This window comes from Paracoccus rhizosphaerae, from assembly GCF_026162645.1.
GTDB classification, from domain to species: Bacteria; Pseudomonadota; Alphaproteobacteria; order Rhodobacterales; family Rhodobacteraceae; genus Paracoccus; species Paracoccus rhizosphaerae.
On record NZ_JAOTBE010000003.1, the window covers coordinates 26,315 to 52,913 of the forward strand.

A 26,599-nucleotide genomic window follows, 5' to 3' on the forward strand; every position below is an offset into this window, starting at 1 on the left:
GTCGCTGGAAACCTGCAGGGGGCGCGACATGCGGTGGCTTTTCAGCATCATCGTTTTTGCACTGGATGTCTGGGCGATCGCCTCGATCATCAACACCGACGCTTCGAACAAGAGCAAGATCCTGTGGATCCTGCTGATCGTGATCCTGCCCATCCTGGGGCTGATCATCTGGTATTTCGCCGGGCCGAAGGCGAACTATCGGCGCTAGGCCGGGCGGCGCAGATAGACGTAGTAGGCACCCTCGCCTCCGTGGCGGAAATGGGCGGCGCCGACCTGCTGCACGACGGCCGACAGCGGCGGGCTGTGCAGCCAGTGCGGCACCTGGTGACGCAAGGCCCCCGGACGTGTCGGCAGAGGTCCATGATCGCCCCGTCCCTTGCCGGTGATCACCAGGACAAGGCGCAGCCCGTTGCTGTGGCATGACAGGATGAACTGCATCAGTCGCGGCTGAGCGGCGGCCAACGTCATGCCGTGCAGGTCCAGACGCGCCTCGGGCCGAAGCTTTCCTTGGGTCATCTTCCGATGCGTGCGTGCATCCATCCGCAGGTCGGCGGCGGCAAGACGCTCGGCCGGCGTCTGTGGCTGGGGCAGACGTGCCGCGGGGACTGCTGCGGTCTGTCCGACCCTGAAGCGCGGCAGGGCAGGCGCGGGGACCGCGGGAACGACCGGCGCAGTCGACGCCAAAGGGGACGACTGCGGATGATCGGCCGGGATCCTTGGGTTCAGCGGCTTGGCGGTCCGGGCGACGCGGGCCCACAGGTCCGCGTCCTCGGGTGACAGGCCCTTGCGCCGGCGCATCAGCCGGTCGCGACAAGCTGCCAGTTCGGGTCGTCCTGACCCATGGTTCGGGCGAAGGTCCAGAGGTCCTTCTGCTTGCGCGGCGTCTTCGGATCACCCTCGACCACATCGCCCTCGGCGTTGCGGGTGGCGGCGATCAGTTCTCCCACGAAGCGGACCGAGATTTCGGCGACGCCGGTCGAGGAATCGAATTCCGCCGACGCCAGCGCCGTGTCGCGGGTGCCCAGATACTGCGCCTCGACCGTCTGCCCTTGGGCCGTGCGCTGATCGATCACCGACTGGAAGGCCTCGGCCACCGGGTCCGAGAGAAAGGGGCGCACTTCGGACAGGTCGCCGCGTTCGAAGGCCATCAGGATCATCTCATAGGCCTGGCGCGCGCCGCCGAGGAAGTCGTTGACACCGAAGGACCTGTCCTGACGCTTCATCGCCGCCAGCGCCTTCGCGGTGGGCGAGCCTGCCTCGGCATGGTCCAGGACGTCGTGGTCGACCTCTTCGGCGCTGCCCTCGATCACCTCGAAGCGGGCCGGCTGCCGCGCGGGCTGATCGACCTGGGGCGGCTCGAAGCCGTCGCGCGTGCCCAGCACGTTCCTCAGCCTGAGGATCAGGAAGATCGCGATCCCGGCAAGGACAAGAAGCTGGAGTAGCGGGTTGGACATTCGGGCAACCTCTGGGGCAAAAAGGGGTCGTTGGTATCGGGTGGTCAAACCATTATGTAGGGAGTGGTCAGGCGCAAGTCCAGTTTCCGCGCCTGCAGGAAGGGGAAAACGCATGCGGCTGTTGGTCTTGTTTCTGGCGGTGCCGATCATCGAGATCGCTCTGTTCATCCAGGTCGGCGGACTGATCGGTCTGTGGCCGACATTGGCGATCGTGGTGCTGACCGCCATCGCGGGTTCGGCGCTGATGCGCAGCCAGGGCGCCCATGCCTGGGCCGAGGTTCAGCGCAGCTTCAGCGAGATGCGCGATCCAACACGGCCCCTGGCCCATGGGGTGATGATCCTGGTGGCGGGCATGCTTCTGCTGACGCCGGGGTTCTTCACCGACACCGTCGGCCTTCTGCTGCTGATCCCGGGCGTGCGCGACGCGGTGATGCGGCAGGTGGCGCGGCATGTCACAGTGACCCGCGTGGGTACGTCGATGGGGCGCGACGCTCACCGTCCCCCCTACGGCGACGGCGTCATCGACGGCGACTTCATCGTGACCGAAGACGAACGCCCGGCCCGCCCGCCGGTCGACCTGCCGCCGGACCTCGATGACGAGGATCCGCGCCGCCCCGGCCGCGGATCGGGCTGGACCCGGCATTGAGGGCTTGGGGCGGGCCTGCTAGACATCGGCCAAGTCCGTAAAACAGCAAGGTAGGAACATGGCCGAAGAAAACACCCAGAACGGCAGCACGCAGCAGCCCCAGCCCGCCGCGCAGCCGCGCATGCAGATCCTGGCGCAGTTCATCCGCGACCTGTCGTTCGAAAACGCCGTGGCCCAGAAAGGCGCCCCGCACGGCGAGGTCCAGCCGGAAATCACCGTGCAGGTCAGCCTGGACGCCCGCAAGCGCGGCAGCGAAACCCAGTACGAGGTCATCACCAAGTACCGTGTCACCTCGACCAACAAGACCGAGGGCAGCACGCTGTTTCTGGCCGAGCTGGATTATGGCGGGGTCTTCCAGATCGAGGGCGTGCCGCAGGACCAGCTGCACCCGTTCCTGATGATCGAATGCCCGCGCATGCTGTTCCCGTTCGTGCGTCGCATCATCTCGGACCTGACGCGGGACGGCGGCTTCCCGGCGTTCAACATGGACCCGGTCGATTTCGTGGCGCTCTATCGTCAGGAACTGGCGCGCCGGGCGCAGGCGGCGCAGACCGCCCCGGCAGACCAGAAACTGTCTTAAGGCACGATGACCTCGCGACGTCCCCGGGCCTGGCAGCGGATGCTGTCGGGCCGCCGGCTGGACCTTCTGGACCCCACGCCGCTGGACATCGAGATCAGCGACATCGCCCACGGCCTGGCTTTCGTCGCGCGCTGGAATGGCCAGACGCGCGGCGACTGGCCCTATTCCGTCGCCGAACATTCACTGCTGGTCGAGGACATCCTGACACGCCTGAACCCCGGCATCGCGCCGCAGTGGCGGCTGGCGGCCCTTCTGCACGATGCGCCAGAATACGTGATCGGCGACATGATCTCACCGGTGAAGGCCGCGCTTGGGCAGGAATACGGGGCGATGGATGACCGCCTCAGCTCGGCCATCCACCGCCGCTTCGGGTTGCCTGTAGTCCTACCGCTGGCGATCAAGCGCAAGATCAAGGCAGCGGATCGCGTGTCGGCGCGCCTCGAGGCGATCACCATCGCGGGCTTCGACATGGCCGAGGCGTTTCGGCTGTTCCCTGTGCCGGACGCGCATCTGCTGCCCGACCTGTCCATCGACCTGCGGCCGCCGGCCGAGGTCCGCAAACGCTATCTGCAGCGTTTCGACCTGCTGACGGACCTGATCGACATGTCGGAATCGTAGGCGTAAGGAAAAGGGCGCCACTGGGCGCCCCCTCCTCGATCAGATCGCGAGATCTTCCAGCTGCTTACCGGACTGCAGGCTGTCCTTGACCCATTTCGGCTGCCGGCCGCGTCCGGTCCAGGTCATCGTGGGATCGTTGGGATTGACGTATTTCGGCGCAATGGTTCCTCCGCGACGGGTCTTTACTCCGGTCAATTCCGCCAAATTGAACCCATGTTCGCGCGCCGCTTCCTCGATGGCATTCATCGCTTCGCGCCGCTTTCGATCCTCATAGGAATTGATCGCACGATCGAGGCGCGTCCGCAGGTCCCGCAATTCCTTCAGCGACATCTTGTCGAAATCGATATCCATGTTTCTCCGGCTTCCATCTCAATTGGATTAATAGCACTACAAATAGATAAACCGGTCATCTTTACAATAAGTTTCTTATTTGGGACCGCGCTTAGCCAATATACGCTGAAGCGTTCGGCGGTGCATATGAAGCCGCCGCGCGGTTTCGCTGACATTTCGGTCACATTGCTCGTAAACGCGCTGAATATGTTCCCAGCGAACCCGATCCGCGGACATCGGATTTTCCGGCGGCGGCGGCAGCGCCTCTCCGCTGGAAAGCAGGGCTGAGGTGACGTCGTTCGCATCCGCAGGCTTGGCCAGATAATCCGTCGCGCCCATTTTCACGGCGGCCACAGCCGTGGCAATTGCGCCATAGCCGGTCAGCACGATGATCCGCGCATCCTCGCGCTTGTCGCGAAGCGCCTCGACCACGTCCAGACCGTTGCCATCCTCAAGCCGCAGGTCGACGACAGCATAGGCCGGCGCCCGCTTTTCGATCAGCCGCATGGCCCCTGCGACGGTCTGCGACGTCTCGGTCCTGAAACCGCGCTTTTCCATGGCACGGGCCAGGCGGGTCAGGAAAATCTCGTCGTCGTCGACCAGCAGCAGCGAAGGGTCCGGACCGATCTGCGCAACCATATCGTCCATATTCAGCGCCTCTTGGTTTGTTCCAGATATATGGTGCCGGATCGGCGGATTTGCATCCCGTGCGACATCATGCCTTAGGTGGCATCGAGAAAACACCCGACACTGTCGGCCATATCCCCGGGCAGCGCATCGCGGGGAAAATAATCGACGGTGTGGCCGCCAGGCATCACCAGATAAGTATTGGTCATATGGTCGACGAGGTAATATTCCTGATCGTCCTCGTCATTTGCTTTATAGTAATTCCGCCAGCCCTGATTGACCGCGGCAATTTCCTGCTCGCTTCCGGTCAGGCCGATCATGTCGTCGGAAAACATGTCGGTGTAATCCGCCAGGACTTCGGGCGTATCGCGGCGAGGATCGACGGTCACGAACACCGTCTGCAGCGTCTCGCCACGGTCTTCCATGATCGCGGCCACCTCGGCGTTCCGCGCGCTGTCCAGCGGGCAGACGTCGGGACAGAAGGTATAGCCGAAGTAAAGCAGCGTCGGCTGGTTGAAGACTTCGGCCGAGGTGACACGCTGGCCGTCGTCGCGTGTCAGCGTGAATTCGGTCCCAAAGCTGTCCATCCCGCCAGCGACCGCGCTGCCGGTGCATTGGGCATAGGGGTCGCCCGCACGCTGCTGGGTCAGGAAGAGGGCACCGCCCGCCAGGACGCCGACGGCGGCCGCCGTTCCGATCAGCAGGATTTTCCGGTCCGCCATCAGGGGCCTCCTTCGCGTGTCAAATGCCCGCATTGATCGCCCATCGGCCGGCAGGTATCAAGTCACCCGATGTCGCAGCGAGGGCTCCTGATGACCGACGCGCCCGAGGCGGAAGACGACCGCCTGTCGACGCAGATCGACACCCCCAAGGCCGAACCGATCCGGATGCGCACGCTGGTGCATCTGCGCTGGTTCGCCATCGGCGGGCAGATGGCTGCCGTCATCGTCGCCTGGAGCATGGGCATCGGCTTTCTCAAGACGCCGGTCCTGCTGCTGATCGCGGCCTCGATCACCATGAACCTGTGGCTGTTCCTGCGCCCGCCCAAGCGGACTTCGCCCGGCCGTGCGGTGCTGCAGCTGGGCTTCGACCTGGTCCAGATCTCGACCCTGATGGCGCTGACCGGCGGCATGGCAAACCCCTTCGCGCTGCTGGTGTTGGCGCCGGTGACCATCGCCGCGGCATCGCTGAACGCGCGGCAGGTACTGGCCCTGGGCATGGCGACGGTGGCGCTGATCACGCTGGCGGCGACCTTGGGGCTGCCGCTGCGCGAACCCGATGGCGACCTTCTGCGGATGGAGCCGATCCTGGCCCTGGGTCACTGGGTCGCCCTGGTGATCGGCGTGGTGTTTTTCGCGGGATATGCGCACCGGGTGACGGCCGAGCTGTCGGACACCTCGAACGCGCTCTTTGCGACGCAGATGGCGCTGTCGCGCGAACAGCGGCTGCAGCACCTGGGCGGCGTCGTGGCCGCTGCCGCGCACGAAATGGGCACTCCGCTTGCGACGATCAAGCTGATCGCCGGAGAGCTGGCGGACGAGCTGAAGGACGATCCAGAGCTGCATGCCGACGCCATCGCCCTGCGCGACTCGGCAGATCGCTGCGCGGCGATCCTGCGCAGCATGGGTCGGGCGGGGAAGCATGACCTGCACATGCGGGCTGCCCCGCTGCGGGCCGTGCTGGAGGACGCCGCCAGCCCCCATGCCGACCGTGGCCCCCTGGTCGAGATCCATGCCGAGGGACCGGTCGTCCGCCGCGACCCCGCGATCATCCACGGCCTGCGCAACCTGATCCAGAACGCCGTCGACTTCGCCGAAAGCCGCGTGGTGATCGAGACGCAGGAGACACCGGGTTTACTGGTGGTGACCGTGCGCGACGACGGGCCGGGCTATCCGCCGCAGCTTCTGTCGCGGATCGGCGATCCGTACCTGTCGCGCCGCGCAGACGCACAGCGCGGCAGCTATGAAGGCATGGGCCTTGGCCTCTTCATCGCCAAGACGCTGCTCGAACGCTCGGGAGCGCGCCTCAGCTTCGCCAATGGCGGGCCGGGCGCCGTCGTGTCGGTGCGCTGGCCTATCGACCGCATCCGCGCCAGGGACCGGGTGGCGTTGACGCATAATCCCTCGATCGAAACCTGAGGGCCTTAACCGACTGTTAATCACGCCGCGATTATGGTCACGTCGACGTGAAAACGGCGCTGGCGGTGGATATGAATGGTTTGGCTTTGGTAGCGGTGGCGATCTTCAGCGGCACCGCCTCGGTTCTTCTGGCGATCGTGATGATCCGCATCTGGGACCGCAGAAACGGCATGGGAATCGGCATCCGATCCGCGCTTGCAGTCGAAGGACAGGTTCAGCCGATGGTGTTCCTGTTCCGCGGCAACATGCTGGTCGATGCGACGCCGCCGGCGCGCGCCCTGCTGGACCGAATTGGGGCACCTGACGACGATTGGTTGCGTCTCATGCGCTGGATCGGGCCGCACTTTCCCGAGGCGGCCGACCGGCTGGCCGACCTGAGCCGGCAGGGCCGGATCGAGATGCTGGGCCAGCAGGGGCACGGCCAGGCCACGCTGCGCCTGACCGTCGAGGATCTGGGCGGCGGCCTCTGGCGCCTGACGCTGACCGATCCGGGGGCCGAACATGCCGGCATTGTGGTCGATTCGCTCTCGCTTCAGGCGATGGAGGAAGAGCTGCACCTGCTGCGTGGGGCATTGGACCAGACGCCGATGCTGGTGTGGCGCCTGGATGCCGAAGACCGTGTGACCTGGGCCAATGCCGCCTATCTGCGCCGTGCGGAGTCGCGCGGCGACGGGGCGCTTGGCTGGCCGCTGCCGCGGCTTCTGGATACGCCGAAGCAGGTGCCGGGCAGTTCGACCCGCCGCTCGGCGCTGGAGGATCACGGCGTGGTGTCATGGTTCGACTGCCATACCCACAGGACGGGCGATCAGGTGATGATGTTCGCCCTGCCCGCCGACGCGGCGGTACGTGCGGAACGCAGCCTGCGCGAATTCGTGCAGACGCTGACCAAGACCTTCGCCGACCTGCCGATCGGGCTTGCGATCTTCGACCAGAAGCGGAACCTGCAGCTCTTCAACCCTGCGCTCATCGACCTGACCGGGCTGCCGACCGGCTTCCTGACGGCGCGGCCGACGCTGTTCGACTTCCTCGACCAGCTTCGCGAATTGCGCATGGTGCCCGAGCCCAAAGATTACCGCAGTTGGCGCCAGCATATGGCGAACCTGGAAAGCGCCGCCGCGACCGGCCACCATGTCGAGACATGGTCCCTGCCCGGCGGCCAGACTTATCGCGTCACCGGCCGCCCGCATCCCGACGGCGCCGTCGCGTTCCTGTTCGAGAACATCACCTCCGAAATTTCTCTGACCCGCAAGTTCCGCGCCGACCTGATGCTGGGGGCGCATGTCCTCGACGGGCTGGACGACGCTCTGGCCGTCTTTGCGCCGACAGGACAGCTGGTCCTATGCAACCAAGCCTATCGCGGGCTGTGGGGCGCGCCGCCCGCCGATCTGTCGGCCGCGATCCGCACGTGGGAGGACGCAACCCGGACCGGTCCCGGATTCGCCGCCCTGCGAGAGGCGCTGACCTTGGCCGAGCCGCCCAAGACCGGCGGCGCCATGGCCGGACCCGAGGGGCAGCTTCTTGGCTGGACGGTCACGAACCTTTCGGGGGGGCGACGGATGCTCCGCTTTCGTCCCTCTGCCGCGCAGCCGCTGACATCCAGCCACGCCATAGGCGCCGACATGCTTCCCCGCCCCCTGCCGAATGCCATCGGCGCCGACTAATCCGCTCTAATAGTCTCGCTCGAAGAAGACGCCGACCGAGCTTTCTCCGTCGCTTCCGACCGACCCGCGCGCGCGCAGCGAATCAGTGATGTCGAGGTTCAGGTTGATCGTCGAGGTCCCGCTCTCTCCGACCGAGACGTCGGTATACAGGTTCTCGGACAGATAGCGTCCGGCCCGCAGTTCAATGTTGCCGTCGTCGTCGGTCGTCAGGTCCAGGTCGTCCAGCCCCGCGCTTTCGCGCAGGTTGCCGATGATCCCGTCGCCCCCGCGCCCGGCCAGAACGGCGATCGCGTTGGCCAGCTGCGCCGCCTGAAGCGGGCTGATGCTGCCCAGCCCGCGGCCGAACAGCAGCTGCGACAGCACCTCCTCCTGCGGCAGGTCGGGCGAGGACTCGAAGGTGATCTCGGGATCGCGGATCTCGCCGTCGATGATGATGCGAGTGGTGATGCCGTCGCGCTCGGTTTCGGCGACCAGGCGGATGACGGGCACCAGGCTGCCCTGCAATTCGACCAGGCCCTCGGTCAGGTCGAAGCGGTTGCCCAGCAGATCGACCCGCCCCCGGATCAGTTCCAAGTTGCCGATCGGAACGATATTGCGCGGGGTGCCGGTGATCCGGAAGCTGCCGCCCAGTTCGGCATCGACGCCGCGACCGCGGATGAAGACCTGGTTCGGCGCGTTGATCGTCAGATCCAGTCGCGGGGGGTTGGCAGGCGGCGTGGCGGGCGGACCCGCCAGGCCAGCGGCGTCGGCCGCTTGGCTGGGATAACCCTCGAGGCCGGCGCGGGCCCGGGTGGCACGGACCGGCGGCCGCTGCCCGCCGACATGGGTGATGTCGGGAATGGCCCGCGCGCCGCCCAGCCCGGTCGAGGGGATGCGGAACTCGGTCTCGCCCAAGGTGATCTCGCCCGAGATCAGCTGCCCGGTGGCGGCCGATCCCTGGATGTTCACGTCTCCGCTGAGCCGCGTCTCGTAGAGGTTCGGGTCACGCAGAACGACATCGTTCAAGTCGACCGCGATATCGACTGCCCCTGTCGCCGGGTTCACCGGGCCCGACAGCGACAGGCTGCCGCCCGCGGCAACATTGGCCGCCCCGTCGATCTGGATGCCACCGCCCTGGAAGCCGGCCGTCACGTCGATATCCTCAAGCCGCAGGCCCAGGCCGGGATCGGCCAGCTGGCCGTCCGTCAGGCGCACCTGCCCCGACAGCGCCTGCAGCGACGGCGCACCCTGCAGCTGCAGGTCGATCCGCACCGGTCCCGACACGCTGCGGGTCCGCAGGGTGCTGTTGGCCAGCGCCGCGTCCGCACTGCCGGTGATAGACAGATCCGCGGTCGATCCGTCGCGCGCCGCCGTGCCAGTCACCTGGATCTGCGTGTCGCCGGGCGCTGTCGCGTCAAGATCGACGGCGAAGCTGTCGCCCTGTTCACGGATCGTGCCCGTCACCGTGGCAGGGCCCGGCAATTGCGGCACCAGAAGCCCAAGGTCCTGCAAGCGCGCATCCAGATTGATCCCGCCCGAGGGCGAACCATCCGCCGTCACCTGCAGCTGCGGATTGTCGACGTCCAGGTTCTGGATCGAGATTCCGTCCGGCCCCAGGCTGGCCGCCAGATCGAAGCTCGTCTGCCCGCGCAGGATCGGATCCACGCGCGGCTGCCCGATGGACAGGCCGCTGGCGGTGCCGCTGGCCTCGATCAGGCGCGTATCGCCCTCGGCCACCAGACGCGCTTCGGCCTCGACCGCACCGCCGATGCCGTTGCCAAGGAACCGCAGGTCATCCGCGTCCAGCTGGACAGTCACGTCCGTCGCCTCGGCACCGACCTGGCCAGTGGCGCTGGCCGATAGGCGCGGGTTCTCGATGACGGCGGTGTCGATCACGAAGACGCCGTCGGTTTCGACGCCGGTGATCGCGAAGCGTGTTTCGCCGGCCAGGGCGCCGTCCACCTGCGCCTGCCCGAGAGACAGGTCCTGCGCAGTGCCCGTCACCTCCAGCCGGCGGGCGCCTTCGCCAGTTTCCTGAAAGCTCCCCTCGGCCTGCAGACTACCCTGCCAACCAGGACCGAAGGGCGCCAGTGAATTGACGTCGACCACGCCAGAGATGTCGGTCACGCCTTCGCCATAGACCCCCTCGACCGTGGCGCTCAGCTGGTCGTTCACAAGCCGGCCCTCGCTGATCGTGATCACGCCATCACGCTCGGACGCGCGCAGGGCCAGCTGCGTCGTGCCGGTCAGCGCGTCGTCGGTGCCAGATCCGAAAGACAGGTTCTGCCCCTGCCCCGTCAGTTCAATCAGCCTTGCGCCGTCCTCTTCGGACAGCTCGGCACGGGCCTCCAGGCTGCCGGACCATTCGGGCCGGATCGCCGACAGCTCGGCGATCTGGAAACTGGCGACCGCGTCCAACGCGCCTTGGGCAAAGCTGCCCTCGGCCTCGGCGCTCAGCTGCGGGTTTGACAGCTGGAAGGTCTCCAGCTGATAGCCCGCCTCGGTCTCGGCCGCGATGGCGGTCAGCGTGGTCGTGCCGTCCAGGGCATTGTCCAGCGCCTCAATGCCCAGGCTCAGATCCCCGGCCTCTCCCGAGATGGTCAGGCGGCGCTGCCCCTGCGCGCCCGACAGGACGGCCTCGGCCTGCAGCGAACCGGCATAGGCGGGATCGACCTCGGACAGCGCCGGCATCGAGATCTGCGCCGTCAGGTTGCTGGACAGGCTGCTGATCAGGCCTTCTGCCTGCGCCGTCAGCTGGTTCGCGTCGATGCTGAGGTTCTCGATCTCCAGCCCGGTTTCGTCTCGCCGGGCCTGCAACTCGATGGTGGACCTGCCGCCCAGCAGCCCGTCCAGTTGCGGCTGGTCGACCGAGATGTCGGTGCCGATCACCGTGGCGTCGATGTCGAAGCCATCGTTCAAGAGCGTGTAATATCCCTGCACGGAAGCATTGGCCGCCCCGGCCAGCGGGCGCCCGGCCAGTCCTGACAGGCGGGACAGATCGCTGTAGCGGGCGTCAGTATCCAGCGACAGCGTGATGCCGCTGGACAGGCCCGACACCAGGAAGTTGCCGGTCAGCCCGTAATCGGCACCGTCGATGGTCAGGTCGGTGATGTCGACGGCGTTGCCGGGGGTGAAGTTGAACTGGGCCTCGCCCTTGATCTGCTGGCCGATGGCCTGGGCCAGATCGGGGTTGTCGAAGGCCAGCTCGCGGGCCGCGAAGCCAAGGCCTCCAGTCACTTCGGACAGCGCCCCATCGTTCAGGACGACCTCGCCGGACCCGTTCAGGTCCAGCGCGCCGAGGGCCACGTTGTCCAGCACCAGTTCGCCCACGCGCCCGTCCAAGGTCCAGCCCTGCCCCTCGGCCGCGTCGTATTCCAGCGTCAGGCGGCCCGATTCCACGGTCGCGCCATCGGCGAACGGCAGGGGAACCGGGACCTGCGCCGCTTCGGCGTCGCGGCCCAGGGTCACCAGCAACTCGGCGCTCTGCGGGGCCGACTGGTCATTCGTCGCCAGCGACCCAGAGATCCGCAGCGCCTGGGTCCGGATGTCCAGTTCGGGAATCTCCAGCCGCCCGGTCTCGGCGCGCCAGCCTTCGGCCAGCAGCTGCGTCTCTTGACCGAAGAAGGCGCGGTCGTCAGGCGGCAGCAGCGTGGCGATATCGCCGCCTAGCTGGAACCGGAAGGCCGTGCCGGGGGTGCCGTCGGGGCCGGTTTCGCTGTTGGCGCTGACCTGGCCGATGATGCGCGGCTGGCCGTCGGTGGCCAGGCGGATGTCGGCGGTGAAGTCGCTCAGTTCGCCCTCGCCGCTGATCTGGGCGGTCACGGCGGGCTTGTCATGGATGTTGGCGAGGTTGACCAGAAGCCCGTCCTCGGCCTCGTCCAGCGCCAGGTTCAGGCGCAGGACGCCGGTCTCGTTCGAATAGCCCGCGTCCAGCACGAATTGGCCTCGCGGCCCGTCCAGTCGGTCGATGGTCAGCTGCGCCGTACCCTCGCCACCTTCTAGGCTGAGGCTGCCGTTCACGCTCAGCGCGGCCTCGACGCCGATCACCGGCTCGCCCAGCTCGACGCGCTCGGCCCTGATCTGCTCGATGTCGATCGAGACCGGCAGTTCGGGCAGCGCAAAGACCGGAGCTTCGGCCTGGACGGCGCTTTCCTCGCCCTGCGGCAGGCGGGGCAGCAGGATCTCCTCGGCGGACAGTTCAGCGATCTCGATCCGGCGGCGCAGCAGGGCCGAGCGGTTCCACTGGATCGCCCCGTTGCGCAGGGTCAGCCAGACGCCCTCATCGTCAGCGATGCGGATCTCGTCGAAGGTCGCCCGCGACGACAGCGCCCCTTGGAAGCCGTCGATCGTGACCTGACGACCGGCGCCGGACAGGTTGTCTTCCAGAAGCCCCGTCAGGAAGCCGCGATCCTCGTCGGTCTGATCGGCGTCCTGCGCCAGCGCGGCCAGCGGGAACAGCAGGGCCAGAAGGATGATCCATATCGTGCGCATCAGAATGCCTGTCCCAGTCCAAGATAGAGCTGAACGCCGCTGCCGGTCTCGCCGGCGACGGGCGCGGCGACATCGAAGCGCAGTGGTCCGACGGGCGTGTCATAGCGAACCCCGACGCCGGCGCCGGTCTGGTCGCCGCCGTCGCCCTCGAACCCGCTTTCGGTCCACACCCGGCCATAGTCGACGAAGGCGGCCAGCCCGATCCTCTCTCGGACTTGGAAGCGGAATTCGGCTGTGGCGTTGGCGACGCTCATGCCGCCGGTCTTGATCGGGCCGTCGGGCCCGTCGATCACCTCGACGCCGAGCGACTGGTAGGGGTGGCCCCTGACCGATCCGCCGCCGCCCGAGAAGAACAGGTAGTTCCGCGGCGTATCCTCGATGTCGCTGCCGAAGATCGACCCGGCGCGCACCCGCCCGGCCAGGGTGAACCGGTCCTCGGCACCGAAGCTGCGGAAGATCCGCCCCTCGCCCAGGGTCTGGACGCCGGTTCCGGTGTTCTCGAACCCGTAGAAGGGCGTCAGGTCGCCCGACAGATAGAACCCGCGCTTGGCGTTGTTGCGTTCGACCCGGCGGTCCCAGATGGTCTCGATCGGCAGGGCCAGGACCTTGAAGTCCGTCTGCCGTTCGTCGTCGAAGACCCGCGAATACTGGTACTGCATCGAGATGTCTGCCGTCAGCAGCTCGTCCTCTTCGTCGCGGAAGATATGGCTGAAGCCCAGTGCGATGCTGGCTCGGTCCTCGTCGTAGTCTTCCTCGCGCATCCGCGCCGCCTCGGTCTCGATATAACCGGTGGTGTCGGGGGTCAGCGTGGCCGGACGGTCCAGGCGGATCGTGATCTCGTCGTCGCGGTCGCTGGTCTCGGAGCCGATATCCTTGACCTGCCCCTCGATCCGCAGCCGTTCACCGCCGCCCAGCAGGTTGCGGTGCATCCAGTAGGCCGACACCAGGATGCCGTCGGTGTTTGAAAACTCGAAGCCGGCGCCGATGCGGCGAGGCTTCTGTTCGACCACGGTCAGGTCCACGTCCAGCGAATTTCCCGGCCCCAGCGTCTCGGCCTCTTCCAGCGTGATCGCCGAGAAGACGCCGCTGCGGCGCAGGCGCTTGCGCACCGTTTCAAGGTCGTCCGGATCGAAGCGCGTGCCTTCGGGATAGCCGGCGATCTTGCGCAGGCGCCGTTCGGACAGGCGCTGGTTGCCGCTGACGCTGAGCTGGCCGAAAGTCGCCAGCGGGCCGGGGGCCAGGCCGATCTGGCTGTCGACGGTGTTGCTGTCGTGATTGGCGACGATCTGCTGGTCACCGACTTCCGCCTTGGGGTGGCCAAAGTCCCGCCAGCCGGCGACGCCCGCCAGCGCGGCGCGGCGGATGGTGCCGGTTCCCGCAGTCTCTCCGCGATCGTAATCGGTTGGAATGTCGGTGCCCGGCGCCAGGGGCGCGATGGCCGCGCGCGAGAATTCGAAGGCCGGCCCCGGCTCGACGACGATCACCGCCTGCCGGATGACCTCGGGCGCGTCCAGGGGCGCGATCTCGGCCGCCTCGACCCCGTCCAGCAGGATGTGCACGACCGCGTCGTAATACCCGTTGTCATAGAGCAGCCCCAGGATGCGGGCGTAGTCGCCGCGCGCGGCCGCCAGGATGTCCTGGCCGGTGGTCCGATCCTCGTTCAGGGCGCCCGTGATCAACGAGGTCTGCCGGATCTGCCGGGCCAGCCCGTCCTCGTCCCCCGCGACGCGGACGTCCAGGTCGACGGGACCCTCGGCCTCGCTGCCGCCGCCGAAGAGGCCCGAGAAGGGCGAGGACGAGGATTGCGCCAGCGCCGCCCCCGCCACGCCAAGGGTCACGCCCGCCACCATCATCGCCCTGAGATATGCCCGCATCGGTCCTGCCCGTTTTCTTGGTGCTTGGACCGATTGAAACAGGATCACCCCAAGGAATCCAGCGCAACTTGCCGGATGGCACGGACCGCCCGATCACGCTTTCTGCAGGCTGTGCCCCTCAGGTCAACGCGGCCAGACAGCCCTGCAGAGCGGCCATGTCATCGCGGATCAGGAAGACCGGCGTGTTTTCAGGGATGTGGCGCATATGTTCCTGCGCCAGGAAGGCGGGCTGGAAGCGGTCCATCCGGTCGGCGATGCTGCGCCCGACGCTGCCGGCCAGGAACATTCCGTCCAGCGGCATGAAGCGCAGCGCCAGTTCCCGGCAGAGCAGACCGACCAGTTCCGTGAAGAAGTCATAGGTCGCGACGGCATCCGGATCGCCACCCTCGGCCGCGCGGGCCACGTCCTCGCTGCGGATCGGCGCGCTGCGGGTCATCGCGGCATGCAGGCGCGACAACCCGCGCCCGGCGAAGGTCTCCTCGGTCGAGAAGAAGCCTTGCGCGGCATCGGCGCCGACACGGTCGATCAGGCGTGCCATGATGTTGGCGGGCAGGTGGGTGTGCCCCTCCTCGGCCTCGAGCGCGGTGATCGCGCCGCCGGACAGCACGCGTATGGCGCAGACGTTGAAGCCGGTGCCAAGGCCGACCACCAGCGCCTGCCCATTTCGCGCCCGGTGCGCGGGCGCCTGGCGCAGGACGGTGACGCCGTCGGCGGTCAGGGTGGGCGTCGCGTAGCCCAGGGCCGTCAGGTCGTTGATCAGCCGCACCTGGTCGGCATCGGTCAACCTGGCCAGGTTCTGTTCGTCGAAGGACCAGTCGCGGTTGGTCAGCCGCGCCTGCCCACCGCTGACCGGCCCTGCGACCGCGATGCACAGGGCCGAGACACGCGGCTGGTGCTGTTCGGCCATGAACTGCCGCACCACGTCGTCGAAGCTGGCGAAGTCGTCGCCCCTGAACCGCGTGACGGTGGCCGGGTCGATGCTGCCGTTGCCCGCGATCGCCAGCCGGGCGTTCGTGCCGCCCACATCCCCCAGAAGCACCGCCATGCCGTCACCCTCTTCAGTTCAGACGTTCACCATCCTTAGGTGAGAAGTAGGACACTTTCGAGAGGTCGAAGGCCAGCGGAAACGGCGCCCGCGCCCGCACCGCGCTTTCCGCGCGCAGCCGCGCCGTCACCGGCTTGCCGCCCAGATGCGTCACCGCAAAGGTGTCCGCGCCCGCCGGCTCGACGATGTCGATCATCACATCGCCGCCCGCGCCCTGGGCGGTGCCCGGCAGATGCGCGTTGCCGGTGGCCTCGTGGATGTCCTCGGGACGGACGCCCAGGACGATCTCGGCCGGCAGGTCGCGCGACACCGGGTCGGTGATGACCAGGGGCGCGTCACCCGAACGGTCGATCTCGATCCGGGTCTGGCCAGCCTCGGACCGGACGCGGGCGGGGATCAGGTTCATCGCCGGGCTGCCCATGAAATCGGCCACGAACATGTTGGCAGGCCGATTATAAATCTCGGCCGGTGTACCGATCTGCTGGATCACGCCGCCCTTCATGACGACGATGCGGGTCGCCAGGGTCATCGCCTCGATCTGGTCATGGGTGACATAGACGATCGACGCGTTCAGGTCCTGGTGCAGCTTCTTGATCTCGGTCCGCATGGAGACCCGCAGCTTGGCGTCCAGGTTCGACAGCGGTTCGTCGAAAAGAAACAGCTTGGGATCGCGCACCAGCGCCCGGCCCATGGCGACGCGCTGACGCTGGCCGCCCGACAGTTGGCCGGGCTTGCGATTCAGAAGCGGCTCGATCTGCAGCTGGCTGGCGACCTGGGCCAGCTTCTGGTCCTGCGTCGCCTTGTCGACGCCGCGAACCTTCATGCCGAAGGTGATGTTCTTGGCCACCGACATGGTCGGGTAGAGCGCGTAGGACTGGAACACCATGGCGATGTCGCGGTCCTTGGGCGACACGCCCGTGACGTCGCGGCCGGCGATGCGGACGGTGCCGCCGGTGATCGGTTCAAGTCCCGCGATGCAGTTCAGCAGCGTGGACTTGCCGCAGCCCGACGGGCCCACCAGCACCAGAAAGTCGCCCTCCTCGATGCTGATGTTGATGTCGTGCAGGATGTGCGTGTCGCCATAGGCTTTCTGCAGATGGTCGATTTCGAGGATCGGCATGGGCTTATCCCTTGACGCTGCCGGCGGTCAGGCCGCGGATGAAGTATTTGCCGGCGACGACATAGACCAGCAGCGTGGGCAGGGCGGCGATGATCGCCGAGGCCATGTCCACGTTGTAGGCCTTCACGCCGGTGGTGGAGTTGACGATGTTGTTCAGCGCGACGGTTACCGGCTGGCTGCCGGGACCGCTGAACGACACGCCGAACAGAAAGTCGTTCCAGATCTGCGTGAACTGCCAGATGACCGACACGGTGATGATCGGCAGCGACAGCGGCAGGAAGATGGAAAAGAAGATGCGGAAGAAGCCCGCGCCGTCCACCTTGGCCGCCCGCACCAGTTCCTGCGGAATGGTGACATAGTAGTTGCGGAAGAACAGCGTGGTGAAGCCGATGCCATAGATGACATGGACGAAGATCAGTCCCGGAATCGTGCCCGCCAGCCCCATCAGGCCCAGCATCTGCGCCATGGGCAGCAGCACCACCTGGAAGGGGATGAAGCAGCCGAAGAGAATCGCCGCAAAGAACAGGTTCGCGCCGGGAAAGCGCCACTGCGCGAAGACGTAGCCGTTCAGCGCCCCGATCACGGTCGAGATCGCGACCGCCGGCACCGCCATCAGGACGCTGTTCCAGAAGAACGGGCGTAGGCCCTCGCACTGGGTGCCGGCGCAGGCGCTGGACCAGGCCTCGGCCCAGGGGGCGAAGGTGATCTCTCGCGGCAGGGCCAGCAGGCTGCCGGTGCGGATCTCCTCGAGGCTTTTCAGCGATGTCGTCAGCATGACGAACAGCGGCATCAGGTAGAACAGCGCGAAGAGGATCAGGATCGCATAGAGGCCCCAGCGCAGCATCGTGTTGCGACGGCCCTTGGCGACCGAACCGGTCTGCGGCGTGGTCAGCGTGTCGCGCGACAGGCGCTTGGTCAGGACGGTTCTACTGGTCACGGCGCGGCCTCAATTCGCTGTAGAGGTAGGGCACGACGATGGCGAAGATGACCAGCATCATGATCATGGCGCTGGACGCCGCCTGCCCCAGGTCGCCGCGCGAGAACGCCATCGCGTACATGTAGGTCGCGGGCAGGTCGGTGGCATAGCCGGGACCGCCGCCGGTCAGCGCGATCACCAGGTCGAAGGCCTTGATGGCCAGGTGCGCCAGAACGATGAAGGCGGACAAGAAGATCGGCGCCATCGTCGGAATGATGATCGCGGAATAGATGCGGTGCGTGGGGATGCCGTCGACCTGGGCCGCGCGGATGATCTCGGTGTCGACCGAACGCAGGCCGGCCAGGAACAGCGCCATGACAAAGCCCGACGCCTGCCAGACCGCCGCCAGCACGATGGTATAGATCGCCATCTCGGGGCGGATCAACCAGTCGAAGGTGAAGCCTTCGAACCCCCAGCCGCGCACGGCCTCCTGAATGCCAAGCCCCGGGTTCAGGATCCATTTCCAAGCGGTGCCGGTCACGATCAGCGACAGCGCCATGGGATAAAGGTAGATGGTGCGCAGCACGCCCTCGGCCCGGATCTTCTGGTCCAGGAAGATCGCCAGCGCCAGCCCGATCACCATCGAGATCACGATGAACAACCCGCCGAAGATGAACAGGTTGTTCATTGCCACGTCCCAACGCGGCGCGGCAAACAGGCGTTCGTACTGGCCGATGCCGTCCAGCTCGTATCGCGGCATCAGGCGGGATTTCGTGAAGCTGATCCAGGCGGTCCAGGCAATGAAGCCATAGACGAAGACCAGGATCGCCACGCAGGACGGCGCCAAGACCAGCTTGGGCACGTTGCGGTCAAGCCATTCCATGTCGGACAAACCCCCAAAGAAAAACCCCGCGCCCTGGCCTTTCCGACCGGGCGCGGGGCAAGTTACGCCGTCATCACATCGCGTTCGCGACGGCGTCTGCCAGCTGTTGCACGGCGTCCTCGGACGACATGTCGCTGTTGAAATGCGCGGTCACCACGTCGGTGATCGCACCGGCCGGCGCGCCGCGCAGCGCCATGCCATGGGCATAGCTGGGCAGCAGCGAGCCGTCCTCGGACCCCTGCGCCATCGCCTCGGCCGACTGCTTGGCGCAGTCGTCGAAGTCGTCCAGCGCCACGTCGTTGCGTGCGGGGATCGAACCCTTGTTCAGGTTGAAGGTCTTCTGGAATTCAGGCCCCATGATCAGCTTGGCCAGAAGCTGCTGGCCCTGCTGCTTCTCCTCGCCGTCCAGCTCGAAGAAGGCGAAGCTGTCGACGTTATAAAGGAAGCCCTCGCCCGGCGTCGGCGCGCAGACAAAATCGACGCCCGGCTCCTGGCCGGCCGCCAGGAATTCGCCCTTTGCCCAGTCACCCATGATCTGGAAGGCGGCCTCGCCGTTCATGACCATGGCCGTCGCCAGGTTCCAGTCGCGGCCCGAGAAGTTGTCGTCGACATAGCCGCGGATGGTCCGCATCTGGTCAAAGACCTGCTTCATCGTGTCAGAGGTCAGCGCCTCGGGATCCAGGTCGACCAGCGCCTTCTGATAGAATTCCGGCCCGCCCAGGCCCAGGACGACGGTTTCGAAGATCGTCGCGTCCTGCCAGTTCTGGCCGCCATGGGCCAGTGGCGTGACGCCGGCGGCCTGCAGCTTTTCGGCGGCTGCGTTGAATTCTTCCCAGGTGGTCGGCATCTCGATGCCGTGTTCGTCCAGGATCTGCTTGTTGCCCCAGATCCAGTTCACGCGGTGGACGTTCACCGGCGCGGCGCACCACTGGCCTTCGCACTTCATGTGCTCGGCGATGCGGTCGGGCAGGACCTCGGCCCAGTTGTTCTCCTCGGCGACGGTACCGATGTCGGCCAAGCCGGTTTCCTCGTACCATTCCTGGATCGCGGGGCCTTTCAGCTGCACCGCGGTGGGGGCGTTGCCGGCCAGCACGCGGGCGCGCAGCGCGGTCATCGCGGCGTCGCCGCCGCCGCCTGCGACCGGCATGTCGGTCCAGGTGCCGCCTTCGGCCTTAAACTGCTCCTGCAGGACGGCGATCGACTGCGCCTCGCTGCCCGAGGTCCACCAGTGCAGCACTTCGGCAGTGGGTTCGGCCATCACCGGCCCAGCCAGCATCACGGCGGTCGAAGCCGCCAGAACGGATTTCATGTGCATGGATCCTCCCAGATCTTTCCCTTGCGGATTCGATGATCCGCATGTTCCCGGATGATGCCAAAGCCGCTGCCATCTGCGCAACGCAATGCAGCCATGCGGCCGGCAGATTTCGCGACGTCATGTTACAAACTGTTACGCAAGCCCCTGCCCCGATGCTACATCCGCCCGAACGGAGGATGACGATGAGCCTGCACCGACTGCTGCTGGTCGAGGACGACGCCGAGATGGCCGCCATGCTGGCCGCCTATCTGCAGCGGCAGGGCTTTCACGTCACGACCGCCGGCAGCCGTTCCAGCGCGCTGGCGGCGCTGGCGGGCGGGCGCGTGGACCTGATCCTGCTGGACGTGTCCTTGGGCGACGACGACGGCGTGGCGATCTGCGCCGAGATCCGGCAGGCCCAGGACGTGCCGATCATCATGGTCAGCGCGCTGTCGGCCGACCACCAGCGGATGGCGGGATACGAGGTGGGCGCCGACGACTATATCGCCAAGCCGTTCAATCCCGACCTGCTGCTGGCCCGCATCCGGGCGGTCATGCGCCGTGCCGGCCGCGCCCCCAGCCTGACCCATCGCCGCCGGGACGCGGTGCTGCGCTTCGCCGGCTGGACCTATGACGCGCGTCGGGACGAGGTGACGGCGCCGGGGGGCTGGCAGGTGTCGCTGTCCGGCCGCGAAACCGCGCTGCTGCGGGTGTTCCTGGCCAATCCCCTGATCCCCCTGACCCGAGAGGAGATCGCCGCCGCGCTGGACGATGACGAAGCGGCCGAGGGACGCGCCATCGATGTCCTGGTCGGCCGGCTGCGCCACAAGACAGACGCGGGCCTGATCCGCACCGAACGCGGCACCGGCTATGTCCTGGCGGCCGAGGTCATGCGTGACTGACCGCCTGCCCTTGCGGGTCCTGGCCAGCCTGTGGGTCGCGCTGGCGATGGTTGCGGGCGGCATGGCCGTCTGGCTATGGATGGAGAGCGACGCGGCCTGGCGGACGCATCTGGACCGCGCTTATGTCGCGGGACTGGCGCTGCACGACAGCCTGGAAAACGGCAGCGCCCTGCCCGCGGGCCTGTCGATCAGCCAGCTGCGCGACGCGCCAGACCTGCCGCCGGGCTGGCGGCAGACGCTGATCACGCTGACCGGTGGCGGCCGTCCCGACCTGAGCCGTGGCGACCGGCTGTCGCTGCGCATCCAGTCGCCCGATCTTCTCTATCCCGTGGCCGAGGTCCAGAGCTTGGGGGGCGGCAGTCAGGCGGCGGGGCTGGCCTCGGTCACTCGGACCCTGGCGCGGTTCTGCAGCCAGCCGCGCCTGTTCGTCCAGCAGGATGCCGGCCCCTGGATCCGGGTCGACGGCGACGCGGTATGGGGATGCGGCGCAGGCCCCTCGGACCGCCGCCTGCTGGCCGGGGCCGTGGGTGTGGGTGCGCTGGCGCTGCTGCTGGGCTGGGTGGCCGAGGTCTCGTCCGCCTTTGCCGCCTTCGCAGCCGCGCTGCGCGACCACCGGGCGCGGACCGCCACCCTGCCTGTAGGCGGCGTGGACGAGCTGCGCCAGACCGCCGAGGCCGTGAACGCCTATGTCGCGCAGGACCGCGCGGCGCTGGAGAATCGGGCGATGGTGCTGTCGGGCGTCAGCCACGACCTTGGCACCCCCGCGACCCGCCTGCGGCTGCGCAGCGCCCTGATCGAGGACCCTGCCCTGCGCGAGAAGCTGGAGCGCGACATCGACGAGATGACCGCCATGATCGATGGCGTCTTGACCTATACCCGCGCCGAGATCGGGTCCGAGCCGTTCCGGCAGCTGTCCCTGACATCGCTGGCCGAGGCCGTGGTGGCGGATTATCAGGACGTGGGCATGGCCGTGACCCTGCGCCCGGCGCCGGTTCGGACGGCCGGGGCGGGAAACCTGTTCGCCCGTGCCATCACCCGCCCCAAGGTCGAAAGTTCGGCCATCCTGATGCGGGGGCAGCCGACGGCCTTGCGCCGCGCCCTGACCAACCTGATCGACAACGCGCTGAAGTACGGACGCGAAGCGGTGGTAACGGTCGATGGCGATGCCAGCGACGCTCGGATCGCCGTCGAGGATCGCGGGTCGGTCCTGACGCCGCAGGACCTTCAGCGGCTGACCGGCGCCTTCCAGCGGGGCGGCAATATCGGGCTATCGCCGGGGGTCGGACTGGGGCTGGCGATCGTGTCCACCATCGCGGCCCAGCATGGCGGCCGGCTGGAATTCGATCGTGGTCCCGAGGGGCTGGAGGCGCGGCTGATACTCTGCCGGAACTGGGCCTGACACACCGGCAGACATCTCACGCGACGTCAAGGCCCCGTGAGGGCGGCGGAACCTTCCCGGCGAAGACTGCGTTTTTCATGCAACAGAGGACGCCAATCGTCGAAAGGGACTGATCATGACCTGCATCGCCAACCGCATCGCTCGCCTTGCAACGGCCGGCAGCGTCGCGCTGCTGGTCACGGCACCGGTCCATGCCGCGACCCGCCTGCACCAGCCAATCCAGGTCTGGTCTGCCATGCAGGGGGTCGAACCCGCCGTGCTGATGGAGGACATTGCCGACATGCCGTTGTCGGACATGGCGATCGACGATCAGCCCTATTGCGCGGCCGATGCCGAGATCGCGCAGACGCTGGACCATGACTTTGGCGAACGCCGCATCGATAGTGACGGCGACACCGAACTGTGGGGATCCGACCAGCTGGGCACGTGGACCCTGGTCGCGGCACGAGACGAGGCGACCAGCTGCATCATCGCATCGGGCATCGGCTTCGACGGTGGCCGCGAGGCCGAGGTCTATTACCGCACGGCCGGTCTCTAACCGACACGCCGCAGAAAAGCCCGCGTGCGGTCGTCCTGCGCACGGCCGAAGATCTGCGCAGGAGGGCCCTGCTCGACGATGCGGCCACCCTCCATGAAGACGACCCTGTCCGCGATCTCTCGGGCAAACTGCATCTCGTGGGTGACGATCAGCATGGTCTGCCGTCCGTCGGCAATGCGTCGGATCAGGTCCAGCACCTCGCCCACCCATTCGGGGTCAAGCGCGCTGGTCGGTTCGTCGAACAGCATCAGGTCAGCGTCCAGCGCCATGGCCCGCCCAATGCCCACGCGCTGCTGCTGACCGCCCGACATGGCGGCAGGATAGCTGTCGCCCCGATCCCCCAAGCCGATCTGCGCCAGGATGTCGTCGGCACGCGCGCGGGCCTTGTCCTGCGGCCACCCACGAACGGTTGTCAGCCCCTCGATGATGTTTGCGCGAGCGGTCTTGTTGGCAAAGAGGGCGTAGTTCTGGAACACGAAGGCCGTCCGCCGCCGCAGCGCCAGAACCTCGGCGCGGCTGGCGCGGGCGGCATCCACCGAAAGGTCGCCCAACCGGATCACGCCCCTGTCCGGGCGGTCGAGGAAATTCAGGCAGCGCAGCAGCGTCGACTTGCCGGTCCCCGACGGCCCGATGATCGCCACACGCTCGCCGGGTTCGAGGCACAGGTCGATGCCGTCCAGCACCGTGTTGCCGCCGAAGCGCTTGACCAATCCGGTGATCTCGATCTGGCAACTCATCGCGCCACCGCCTTTCCGAGGCTTGTTTCAAGGCGCCGCTGGCCGACCGACAGCACCTCGACGATGATCCAGTAGAAGATTGCGACCACCAGGAACGCCTCAAGATACAGGAAACTGCCGGCGGCTTCCTTCTGCGCGGCGCCCATCATCTCGGTCACGCCCAGGGTGAAGGCCAGCGAGGTGCTTTTGATCATGTCGATGAAATAGTTCATCAGGGTCGGCGCCGCCGTCCGCGCCCCCTGCGGCAGGATGATCCGGCGCAAAAGCTGTCCCTGGGTCATGCCGATGGATTGCGCGGCCTCCCACTGGCTGCGGTCTACGCCCAGGATCGCGCCGCGGATGCTTTCGGCCATATAGGCCGAGAAATGCAGCGTCAGGCCAATGATCGCGGCGGTGACGCCGTTGATGCCCGTCATCGCCGGCACCATCTGCGGCAGGCCGAAGTAGAACAGGAACAGCTGCACCAGCAGCGGCGTCCCGCGGAAGAAGCTGATGAACACCGCCACGACCCGGTCCAGGACCGGCACGCGCAGGACGCGCACGATGGCCAGCATCGACGCCAGCACCAGTGCCGCGATCATGGCCACGATGGCCATGAACAGCGTCAGCGGCACATAGCCGGCAATGACCGGCACCAGGTCCATCATGTAGGCGGTGTCCAGCGGGCGCATCGCTTATTCGGTCGCGTCAGTTGCGGGCTTGGTAACGTCGGCGTTCAGCCACTTTTCGGAAATCTCGGCCAGTGTTCCGTTCTCCTTGAGCGTGGTGATGGCGGCGTCGACGCGGTCGCGCAGCGCGCGGCCCTCCTCGTCGTCGCGGAACGGCAAGGCGTTGCGAATCTCGGAGAACGGCTGTCCGGCCAGGGCCAGCGGCAGCGGGCTTTCCGCGATCACTTGGGCCGAGGATACGCGGTCCATCACGAAGGCATCGACGCGCCCCAGTGCAGTGTCCTGTTCGATGTTGCTTTCATAGGTGCGGATGTCGATCTCGTCGGCATAGGGCAGTTCGCGCAGCAGCTCCTCGAAGTTCGACCCCAGGTTCACGGCGACCGAGCGGCCCTTGAGGCTTTCGGGCCCGGTGATCTCGGCTTCGTTGCCCGCCTTCACCACCACCTGCGCACCGTCATAGACATAGGGCTGGGTGAAGACGAAGGCTTCCTCGCGCTCGGGCGTGATGGTGATCTGGTTGGCGACTGTGTCGATGCGCCCAGATTCCAGTGCGCCGATCAACCCCGAGAACGACATGGTGACGAATTCGATCTCGTCGCCGGTTTCCTCGGCGATGGCGTTTAGGAAGTCCACCTCGAAGCCCTGCAGCTCGTCCGCGCGGGTGAAGGTGAAGGGGAAATAGCCTCCGGACATGCCCACGCGGATGGTCTCGGCGGCGGCGGGCAGGGCGGCGATCAGCGCCAGGGCAGTGGCTGCGGCAAGCTTGCGCATCGAAAATCTCCTTAGGTTCGTGGCCCTTAACTGCGGGCGGTCAGGGCCGTCCGCAAGGCAGGCGCACCGAAAAAGGACAAGCGTGCCGGGCGCCTGCGACGGCGCGGAACATTCCCCGTGGCCGAACGGCGGAGCGCGAACTTCGTTCCGGCGCCACGGGCGGCGGGGCGGGAAAAAGGGCGCCCGGTCCGTTGCGGCCGCACCGGTTCAAGGGTCTGCTGATCACGACTTGTTCCCTTTCCCTTTCGCAGGCACTGTGGCAGGAATCCCACGGAACTCTGGTTTGCGAAAGGTATCCGCCATGTTTCGTCCCCTTGCGACCTCGGGTCTTGCACTGGTTCTGGGTGCCGGACCGATCCTGGCCGAGGTCACTCCGGCCCAGGTCTGGGAAACCTTCCGTCAGAGCTATGAGAACATGGGCTATCAGGTCGAGGTCGGGTCCCAGGATACGGCAGGCAACAACCTGACGCTGTCGGATATCAGGGTGACCAACGACGGAAGCGGCGACGGCCGGTTCCTGTTCGTCGTGCCGCGGCTGGAGATGTCGCAGACCGGCGGCGGCGACGTCCGCTCGGTTGTCGAGGGCCCGATGACGCTCGAAGCGCGCAACACCACGCCAGAGGGCGAGGATGTCGGTTTCACAATGTCTGTCGACCTGCCTGGAAACGAGGTCGTCACCTCGGGCACGCCCAAGGAGATGCGGCACCGCTACAGCATCCCCACCGTGACCATGACCGGGCAGGCGCTGGATGACGTGAATCAGACGCCCGTCACGCTGGCGCTGACGGATGTGCAGGGCACTCAGACCACGGAACGCACCGCTGAGGGCGGTTTCCGCAACGCCCTCGACGCCACCGCCGACAGCCTGCAGGCCGAGATCAATGCCACCGGCCCTTCGCCGGATGCGCCCGACGGGGCGGGGACCGACAGCTTTGCCGCCACGGTTCGCATCGCCGACCTGTCCGTAGCAGGGTCGACCGTTCTTCCGGACGGCGGCGCCGAATTCGGCGACAATCCAGCCGCGGCGCTGCGGGCGGGCTTCGACGCCGACGGCACCATCGGCATGGGCACGCTGAATATCAACTTCCAGTCCAGCGTCACGGCCGAGGATGGCGGCGTCGAGGATGCCGAAGGCAGCATTGCGGCGGAAACTGGCGAGTTGTCGATGGCGATGTCGGACGAGGGCATGTCCTACAGCGGCACCACCACCGGGGTGACCACCCGGATCACCTCGGACGACATGCCGTTCCCGCTGGCCTACGGGGTCGAGCGCAATTCCTTCGGGCTGCAGATCCCGGTCACCGCGTCCGACGAAGAACAACCCTTTGCGCTGTCCTATCTTCTTCAGGGCCTGACGCTGGACGACGCGCTGTGGCAGAGCCTCGACCCGCAGTCGACGCTGCCGCGAGAACCTGCCAACCTGGTCATCGACGTCGAGGGGCAGGCGGTCCTGTCACGCGACCTGCTGGACCCCGAAGCGATGTCCGCACCGGATGCCGCGCCGACGCCGGATGACGGCAGCGCGCAGGATCAGATGCCGTTCCAGCCACGCAGCCTGACGATCAACGACATCTCGCTGGACGCGCTTGGCGCCACCGCCGATCTCAGCGGCAGCCTGACCTTTGGCGACGACCCCAGCAAGCCGGCCGGTTCGATCACCGGGACCTTCTCGGGGATCAACGGGCTTCTGGACAACCTTGTGAAGATGGGCATCGTGCCGCAGGACCAGCTGATGGCGCCGCGGATGATGATCGCGATGTTCGCCCGTCCGGTCGAGGGGAAGCCCGACCAGCTGCAGACCGAGCTGGAGTTCCGCGACGACGGCTCGATCTTCGCCAACGGCCAGCAGGTCAAGTAAAGCGCGCCCAAGGGCTGTCGGCCGGGGCGCCCCTCCTGGCCGTTTCCATGGCGCGTGTCGCCAGCAACCA

General features: G+C 66.9%; 25 protein-coding genes. 10 read left to right on the forward strand and 15 right to left on the reverse strand.

Features of this window, described 5'->3' with window-relative positions; genetic code table 11:
- Positions 1-28: 28 nt before the first annotated feature.
- The gene (locus OC184_RS02210; protein WP_265505553.1) at positions 29-208 is read left to right on the forward strand and encodes a PLDc N-terminal domain-containing protein; all 180 of its coding nucleotides are present in this window, start codon (positions 29-31) and stop codon (positions 206-208) included.
- Here OC184_RS02210 and OC184_RS02215 read toward each other — a convergent pair.
- Together OC184_RS02215 and OC184_RS02220 are read right to left on the reverse strand one after the other, a co-directional pair.
- A complete protein-coding gene (locus tag OC184_RS02215; RefSeq protein WP_265505554.1) occupies positions 205-798 on the reverse strand; it encodes a Smr/MutS family protein in 594 nt (197 codons plus the stop codon). The two genes, OC184_RS02210 and OC184_RS02215, sit on opposite strands and share 4 nt — an antisense overlap.
- Entirely contained in the window at positions 798-1,454 is a 657-nt protein-coding gene (locus OC184_RS02220) for a Tim44/TimA family putative adaptor protein (RefSeq protein WP_265505555.1), read from the reverse strand. The genes OC184_RS02215 and OC184_RS02220 overlap by 1 nt, the downstream gene beginning before the upstream one ends.
- 112 nt (positions 1,455-1,566) lie before the next feature.
- Here OC184_RS02220 and OC184_RS02225 point away from each other — a divergent pair, with 112 nt between their 5' ends.
- The 3 genes from OC184_RS02225 to OC184_RS02235 are packed head-to-tail and all read left to right on the forward strand — an operon-like array spanning position 1,567 to position 3,298.
- Positions 1,567-2,100, forward strand: coding sequence for an FxsA family protein (locus OC184_RS02225; protein WP_265505556.1), 534 nt, complete (start codon positions 1,567-1,569; stop codon positions 2,098-2,100).
- Positions 2,101-2,158: 58 nt separating this feature from the next.
- Positions 2,159-2,680: a protein-export chaperone SecB gene (gene secB / locus OC184_RS02230; RefSeq protein ID WP_265505557.1), complete on the forward strand. Its 522-nt coding sequence runs from the start codon at positions 2,159-2,161 to the stop codon at positions 2,678-2,680.
- A 6-nt stretch (positions 2,681-2,686) separates the two neighbouring features.
- The gene (locus tag OC184_RS02235; RefSeq protein WP_265505558.1) at positions 2,687-3,298 is read left to right on the forward strand and encodes an HD family hydrolase; all 612 of its coding nucleotides are present in this window, start codon (positions 2,687-2,689) and stop codon (positions 3,296-3,298) included.
- A 39-nt stretch (positions 3,299-3,337) separates the two neighbouring features.
- Here the strand turns inward: OC184_RS02235 and OC184_RS02240 are convergent, their stop codons facing one another.
- The 3 genes from OC184_RS02240 to OC184_RS02250 form a co-directional block, all read right to left on the reverse strand.
- A complete protein-coding gene (locus OC184_RS02240; protein WP_322630167.1) occupies positions 3,338-3,628 on the reverse strand; it encodes an H-NS histone family protein in 291 nt (96 codons plus the stop codon).
- Positions 3,629-3,724: 96 nt separating this feature from the next.
- Positions 3,725-4,276: an ActR/PrrA/RegA family redox response regulator transcription factor gene (locus tag OC184_RS02245; RefSeq protein ID WP_265505560.1), complete on the reverse strand. Its 552-nt coding sequence runs from the start codon at positions 4,274-4,276 to the stop codon at positions 3,725-3,727.
- A 74-nt stretch (positions 4,277-4,350) separates the two neighbouring features.
- A complete protein-coding gene (locus OC184_RS02250; protein WP_265505561.1) occupies positions 4,351-4,977 on the reverse strand; it encodes an SCO family protein in 627 nt (208 codons plus the stop codon).
- 90 nt (positions 4,978-5,067) lie between these two features.
- Between OC184_RS02250 and OC184_RS02255 the strand changes: the two genes are divergently transcribed.
- Positions 5,068-6,393, forward strand: a complete 1,326-nt coding sequence (locus OC184_RS02255; protein WP_265505562.1) for an ActS/PrrB/RegB family redox-sensitive histidine kinase — start codon at positions 5,068-5,070, stop codon at positions 6,391-6,393.
- 71 nt (positions 6,394-6,464) lie between these two features.
- Positions 6,465-8,054, forward strand: coding sequence for a PAS-domain containing protein (locus OC184_RS02260; RefSeq protein ID WP_265505665.1), 1,590 nt, complete (start codon positions 6,465-6,467; stop codon positions 8,052-8,054).
- A 6-nt stretch (positions 8,055-8,060) separates the two neighbouring features.
- Here the strand turns inward: OC184_RS02260 and OC184_RS02265 are convergent, their stop codons facing one another.
- The 7 genes from OC184_RS02265 to OC184_RS02295 all read right to left on the reverse strand — a co-directional run bounded on the left by OC184_RS02265 (position 8,061) and on the right by OC184_RS02295 (position 19,677).
- Complete coding sequence (locus tag OC184_RS02265; protein WP_265505563.1) at positions 8,061-12,524, reverse strand: translocation/assembly module TamB domain-containing protein; 4,464 nt, start codon at positions 12,522-12,524, stop codon at positions 8,061-8,063.
- Entirely contained in the window at positions 12,524-14,398 is a 1,875-nt protein-coding gene (locus OC184_RS02270) for an autotransporter assembly complex protein TamA (RefSeq protein WP_265505564.1), read from the reverse strand. Before OC184_RS02270 ends, OC184_RS02265 begins: the two co-directional genes overlap by 1 nt.
- A gap of 118 nt (positions 14,399-14,516) precedes the next feature.
- Positions 14,517-15,443 carry a glucokinase gene (locus tag OC184_RS02275; protein WP_265505565.1) on the reverse strand — a complete coding sequence of 309 codons (927 nt, stop codon included), beginning with the start codon at positions 15,441-15,443 and terminating at the stop codon, positions 14,517-14,519.
- Between the two features lie 13 nt (positions 15,444-15,456).
- The gene (locus OC184_RS02280; RefSeq protein WP_265505566.1) at positions 15,457-16,563 is read right to left on the reverse strand and encodes an ABC transporter ATP-binding protein; all 1,107 of its coding nucleotides are present in this window, start codon (positions 16,561-16,563) and stop codon (positions 15,457-15,459) included.
- Positions 16,564-16,567: 4 nt separating this feature from the next.
- The gene (locus OC184_RS02285; protein WP_265505666.1) at positions 16,568-17,407 is read right to left on the reverse strand and encodes a carbohydrate ABC transporter permease; all 840 of its coding nucleotides are present in this window, start codon (positions 17,405-17,407) and stop codon (positions 16,568-16,570) included.
- An 82-nt stretch (positions 17,408-17,489) separates the two neighbouring features.
- Positions 17,490-18,362 carry a carbohydrate ABC transporter permease gene (locus OC184_RS02290; protein ID WP_265505567.1) on the reverse strand — a complete coding sequence of 291 codons (873 nt, stop codon included), beginning with the start codon at positions 18,360-18,362 and terminating at the stop codon, positions 17,490-17,492.
- A 73-nt stretch (positions 18,363-18,435) separates the two neighbouring features.
- Positions 18,436-19,677 carry an ABC transporter substrate-binding protein gene (locus OC184_RS02295; protein ID WP_378926851.1) on the reverse strand — a complete coding sequence of 414 codons (1,242 nt, stop codon included), beginning with the start codon at positions 19,675-19,677 and terminating at the stop codon, positions 18,436-18,438.
- Between the two features lie 182 nt (positions 19,678-19,859).
- Here OC184_RS02295 and OC184_RS02300 point away from each other — a divergent pair, with 182 nt between their 5' ends.
- The 3 genes from OC184_RS02300 (at position 19,860) to OC184_RS02310 (ending at position 22,495) form a co-directional block, all read left to right on the forward strand.
- Positions 19,860-20,558 carry a response regulator transcription factor gene (locus OC184_RS02300; RefSeq protein WP_265505569.1) on the forward strand — a complete coding sequence of 233 codons (699 nt, stop codon included), beginning with the start codon at positions 19,860-19,862 and terminating at the stop codon, positions 20,556-20,558.
- On the forward strand, positions 20,551-21,957 hold the full coding sequence (locus OC184_RS02305; RefSeq protein ID WP_265505570.1) for a sensor histidine kinase: 1,407 nt from the start codon (positions 20,551-20,553) through the stop codon (positions 21,955-21,957). The genes OC184_RS02300 and OC184_RS02305 overlap by 8 nt, the downstream gene beginning before the upstream one ends.
- A 115-nt stretch (positions 21,958-22,072) precedes the next feature.
- A complete protein-coding gene (locus OC184_RS02310; protein WP_265505571.1) occupies positions 22,073-22,495 on the forward strand; it encodes a hypothetical protein in 423 nt (140 codons plus the stop codon).
- Here the strand turns inward: OC184_RS02310 and OC184_RS02315 are convergent.
- The 3 genes from OC184_RS02315 to OC184_RS02325 are packed head-to-tail and all read right to left on the reverse strand — an operon-like array spanning position 22,492 to position 24,671.
- The gene (locus tag OC184_RS02315) at positions 22,492-23,232 is read right to left on the reverse strand and encodes an amino acid ABC transporter ATP-binding protein (RefSeq protein ID WP_265505572.1); all 741 of its coding nucleotides are present in this window, start codon (positions 23,230-23,232) and stop codon (positions 22,492-22,494) included. The genes OC184_RS02310 and OC184_RS02315 overlap by 4 nt on opposite strands.
- Positions 23,229-23,903 carry an amino acid ABC transporter permease gene (locus OC184_RS02320; RefSeq protein WP_265505573.1) on the reverse strand — a complete coding sequence of 225 codons (675 nt, stop codon included), beginning with the start codon at positions 23,901-23,903 and terminating at the stop codon, positions 23,229-23,231. Before OC184_RS02320 ends, OC184_RS02315 begins: the two co-directional genes overlap by 4 nt.
- 3 nt (positions 23,904-23,906) lie before the next feature.
- Positions 23,907-24,671, reverse strand: a complete 765-nt coding sequence (locus OC184_RS02325) for an amino acid ABC transporter substrate-binding protein (protein ID WP_265505574.1) — start codon at positions 24,669-24,671, stop codon at positions 23,907-23,909.
- Between the two features lie 301 nt (positions 24,672-24,972).
- On the opposite strand from OC184_RS02325, the gene OC184_RS02330 reads away from it, so the two are divergent.
- Entirely contained in the window at positions 24,973-26,529 is a 1,557-nt protein-coding gene (locus OC184_RS02330; protein ID WP_265505575.1) for a DUF2125 domain-containing protein, read from the forward strand.
- Positions 26,530-26,599 lie beyond the last annotated feature (70 nt).

What these genes read in the sequence shown, in the direction of transcription:
- OC184_RS02295 (WP_378926851.1), bottom strand. Translation starts at nt 19,677, where the DNA reads ATGCACATGAAATCCGTTCTGGCGGCTTCGACCGCCGTGATGCTGGCT.
- OC184_RS02250 (WP_265505561.1), bottom strand. Translation starts at nt 4,977, where the DNA reads ATGGCGGACCGGAAAATCCTGCTGATCGGAACGGCGGCCGCCGTCGGC.
- OC184_RS02240 (WP_322630167.1), bottom strand. Translation starts at nt 3,628, where the DNA reads ATGTCGCTGAAGGAATTGCGGGACCTGCGGACGCGCCTCGATCGTGCG.
- OC184_RS02290 (WP_265505567.1), bottom strand. Translation starts at nt 18,362, where the DNA reads ATGGAATGGCTTGACCGCAACGTGCCCAAGCTGGTCTTGGCGCCGTCC.
- OC184_RS02325 (WP_265505574.1), bottom strand. Translation starts at nt 24,671, where the DNA reads ATGCGCAAGCTTGCCGCAGCCACTGCCCTGGCGCTGATCGCCGCCCTG.
- OC184_RS02265 (WP_265505563.1), bottom strand. Translation starts at nt 12,524, where the DNA reads ATGCGCACGATATGGATCATCCTTCTGGCCCTGCTGTTCCCGCTGGCC.
- OC184_RS02245 (WP_265505560.1), bottom strand. Translation starts at nt 4,276, where the DNA reads ATGGACGATATGGTTGCGCAGATCGGTCCGGACCCTTCGCTGCTGCTG.
- OC184_RS02225 (WP_265505556.1), top strand. Translation starts at nt 1,567, where the DNA reads ATGCGGCTGTTGGTCTTGTTTCTGGCGGTGCCGATCATCGAGATCGCT.
- OC184_RS02275 (WP_265505565.1), bottom strand. Translation starts at nt 15,443, where the DNA reads ATGGCGGTGCTTCTGGGGGATGTGGGCGGCACGAACGCCCGGCTGGCG.
- OC184_RS02320 (WP_265505573.1), bottom strand. Translation starts at nt 23,903, where the DNA reads ATGCGCCCGCTGGACACCGCCTACATGATGGACCTGGTGCCGGTCATT.
- OC184_RS02330 (WP_265505575.1), top strand. Translation starts at nt 24,973, where the DNA reads ATGTTTCGTCCCCTTGCGACCTCGGGTCTTGCACTGGTTCTGGGTGCC.
- OC184_RS02260 (WP_265505665.1), top strand. Translation starts at nt 6,465, where the DNA reads ATGAATGGTTTGGCTTTGGTAGCGGTGGCGATCTTCAGCGGCACCGCC.
- OC184_RS02300 (WP_265505569.1), top strand. Translation starts at nt 19,860, where the DNA reads ATGAGCCTGCACCGACTGCTGCTGGTCGAGGACGACGCCGAGATGGCC.
- OC184_RS02280 (WP_265505566.1), bottom strand. Translation starts at nt 16,563, where the DNA reads ATGCCGATCCTCGAAATCGACCATCTGCAGAAAGCCTATGGCGACACG.
- secB (WP_265505557.1), top strand. Translation starts at nt 2,159, where the DNA reads ATGGCCGAAGAAAACACCCAGAACGGCAGCACGCAGCAGCCCCAGCCC.
- OC184_RS02270 (WP_265505564.1), bottom strand. Translation starts at nt 14,398, where the DNA reads ATGCGGGCATATCTCAGGGCGATGATGGTGGCGGGCGTGACCCTTGGC.
- OC184_RS02285 (WP_265505666.1), bottom strand. Translation starts at nt 17,407, where the DNA reads ATGCTGCGCTGGGGCCTCTATGCGATCCTGATCCTCTTCGCGCTGTTC.
- OC184_RS02235 (WP_265505558.1), top strand. Translation starts at nt 2,687, where the DNA reads ATGACCTCGCGACGTCCCCGGGCCTGGCAGCGGATGCTGTCGGGCCGC.
- OC184_RS02315 (WP_265505572.1), bottom strand. Translation starts at nt 23,232, where the DNA reads ATGAGTTGCCAGATCGAGATCACCGGATTGGTCAAGCGCTTCGGCGGC.
- OC184_RS02210 (WP_265505553.1), top strand. Translation starts at nt 29, where the DNA reads ATGCGGTGGCTTTTCAGCATCATCGTTTTTGCACTGGATGTCTGGGCG.
- OC184_RS02215 (WP_265505554.1), bottom strand. Translation starts at nt 798, where the DNA reads ATGCGCCGGCGCAAGGGCCTGTCACCCGAGGACGCGGACCTGTGGGCC.
- OC184_RS02220 (WP_265505555.1), bottom strand. Translation starts at nt 1,454, where the DNA reads ATGTCCAACCCGCTACTCCAGCTTCTTGTCCTTGCCGGGATCGCGATC.
- OC184_RS02255 (WP_265505562.1), top strand. Translation starts at nt 5,068, where the DNA reads ATGACCGACGCGCCCGAGGCGGAAGACGACCGCCTGTCGACGCAGATC.
- OC184_RS02310 (WP_265505571.1), top strand. Translation starts at nt 22,073, where the DNA reads ATGACCTGCATCGCCAACCGCATCGCTCGCCTTGCAACGGCCGGCAGC.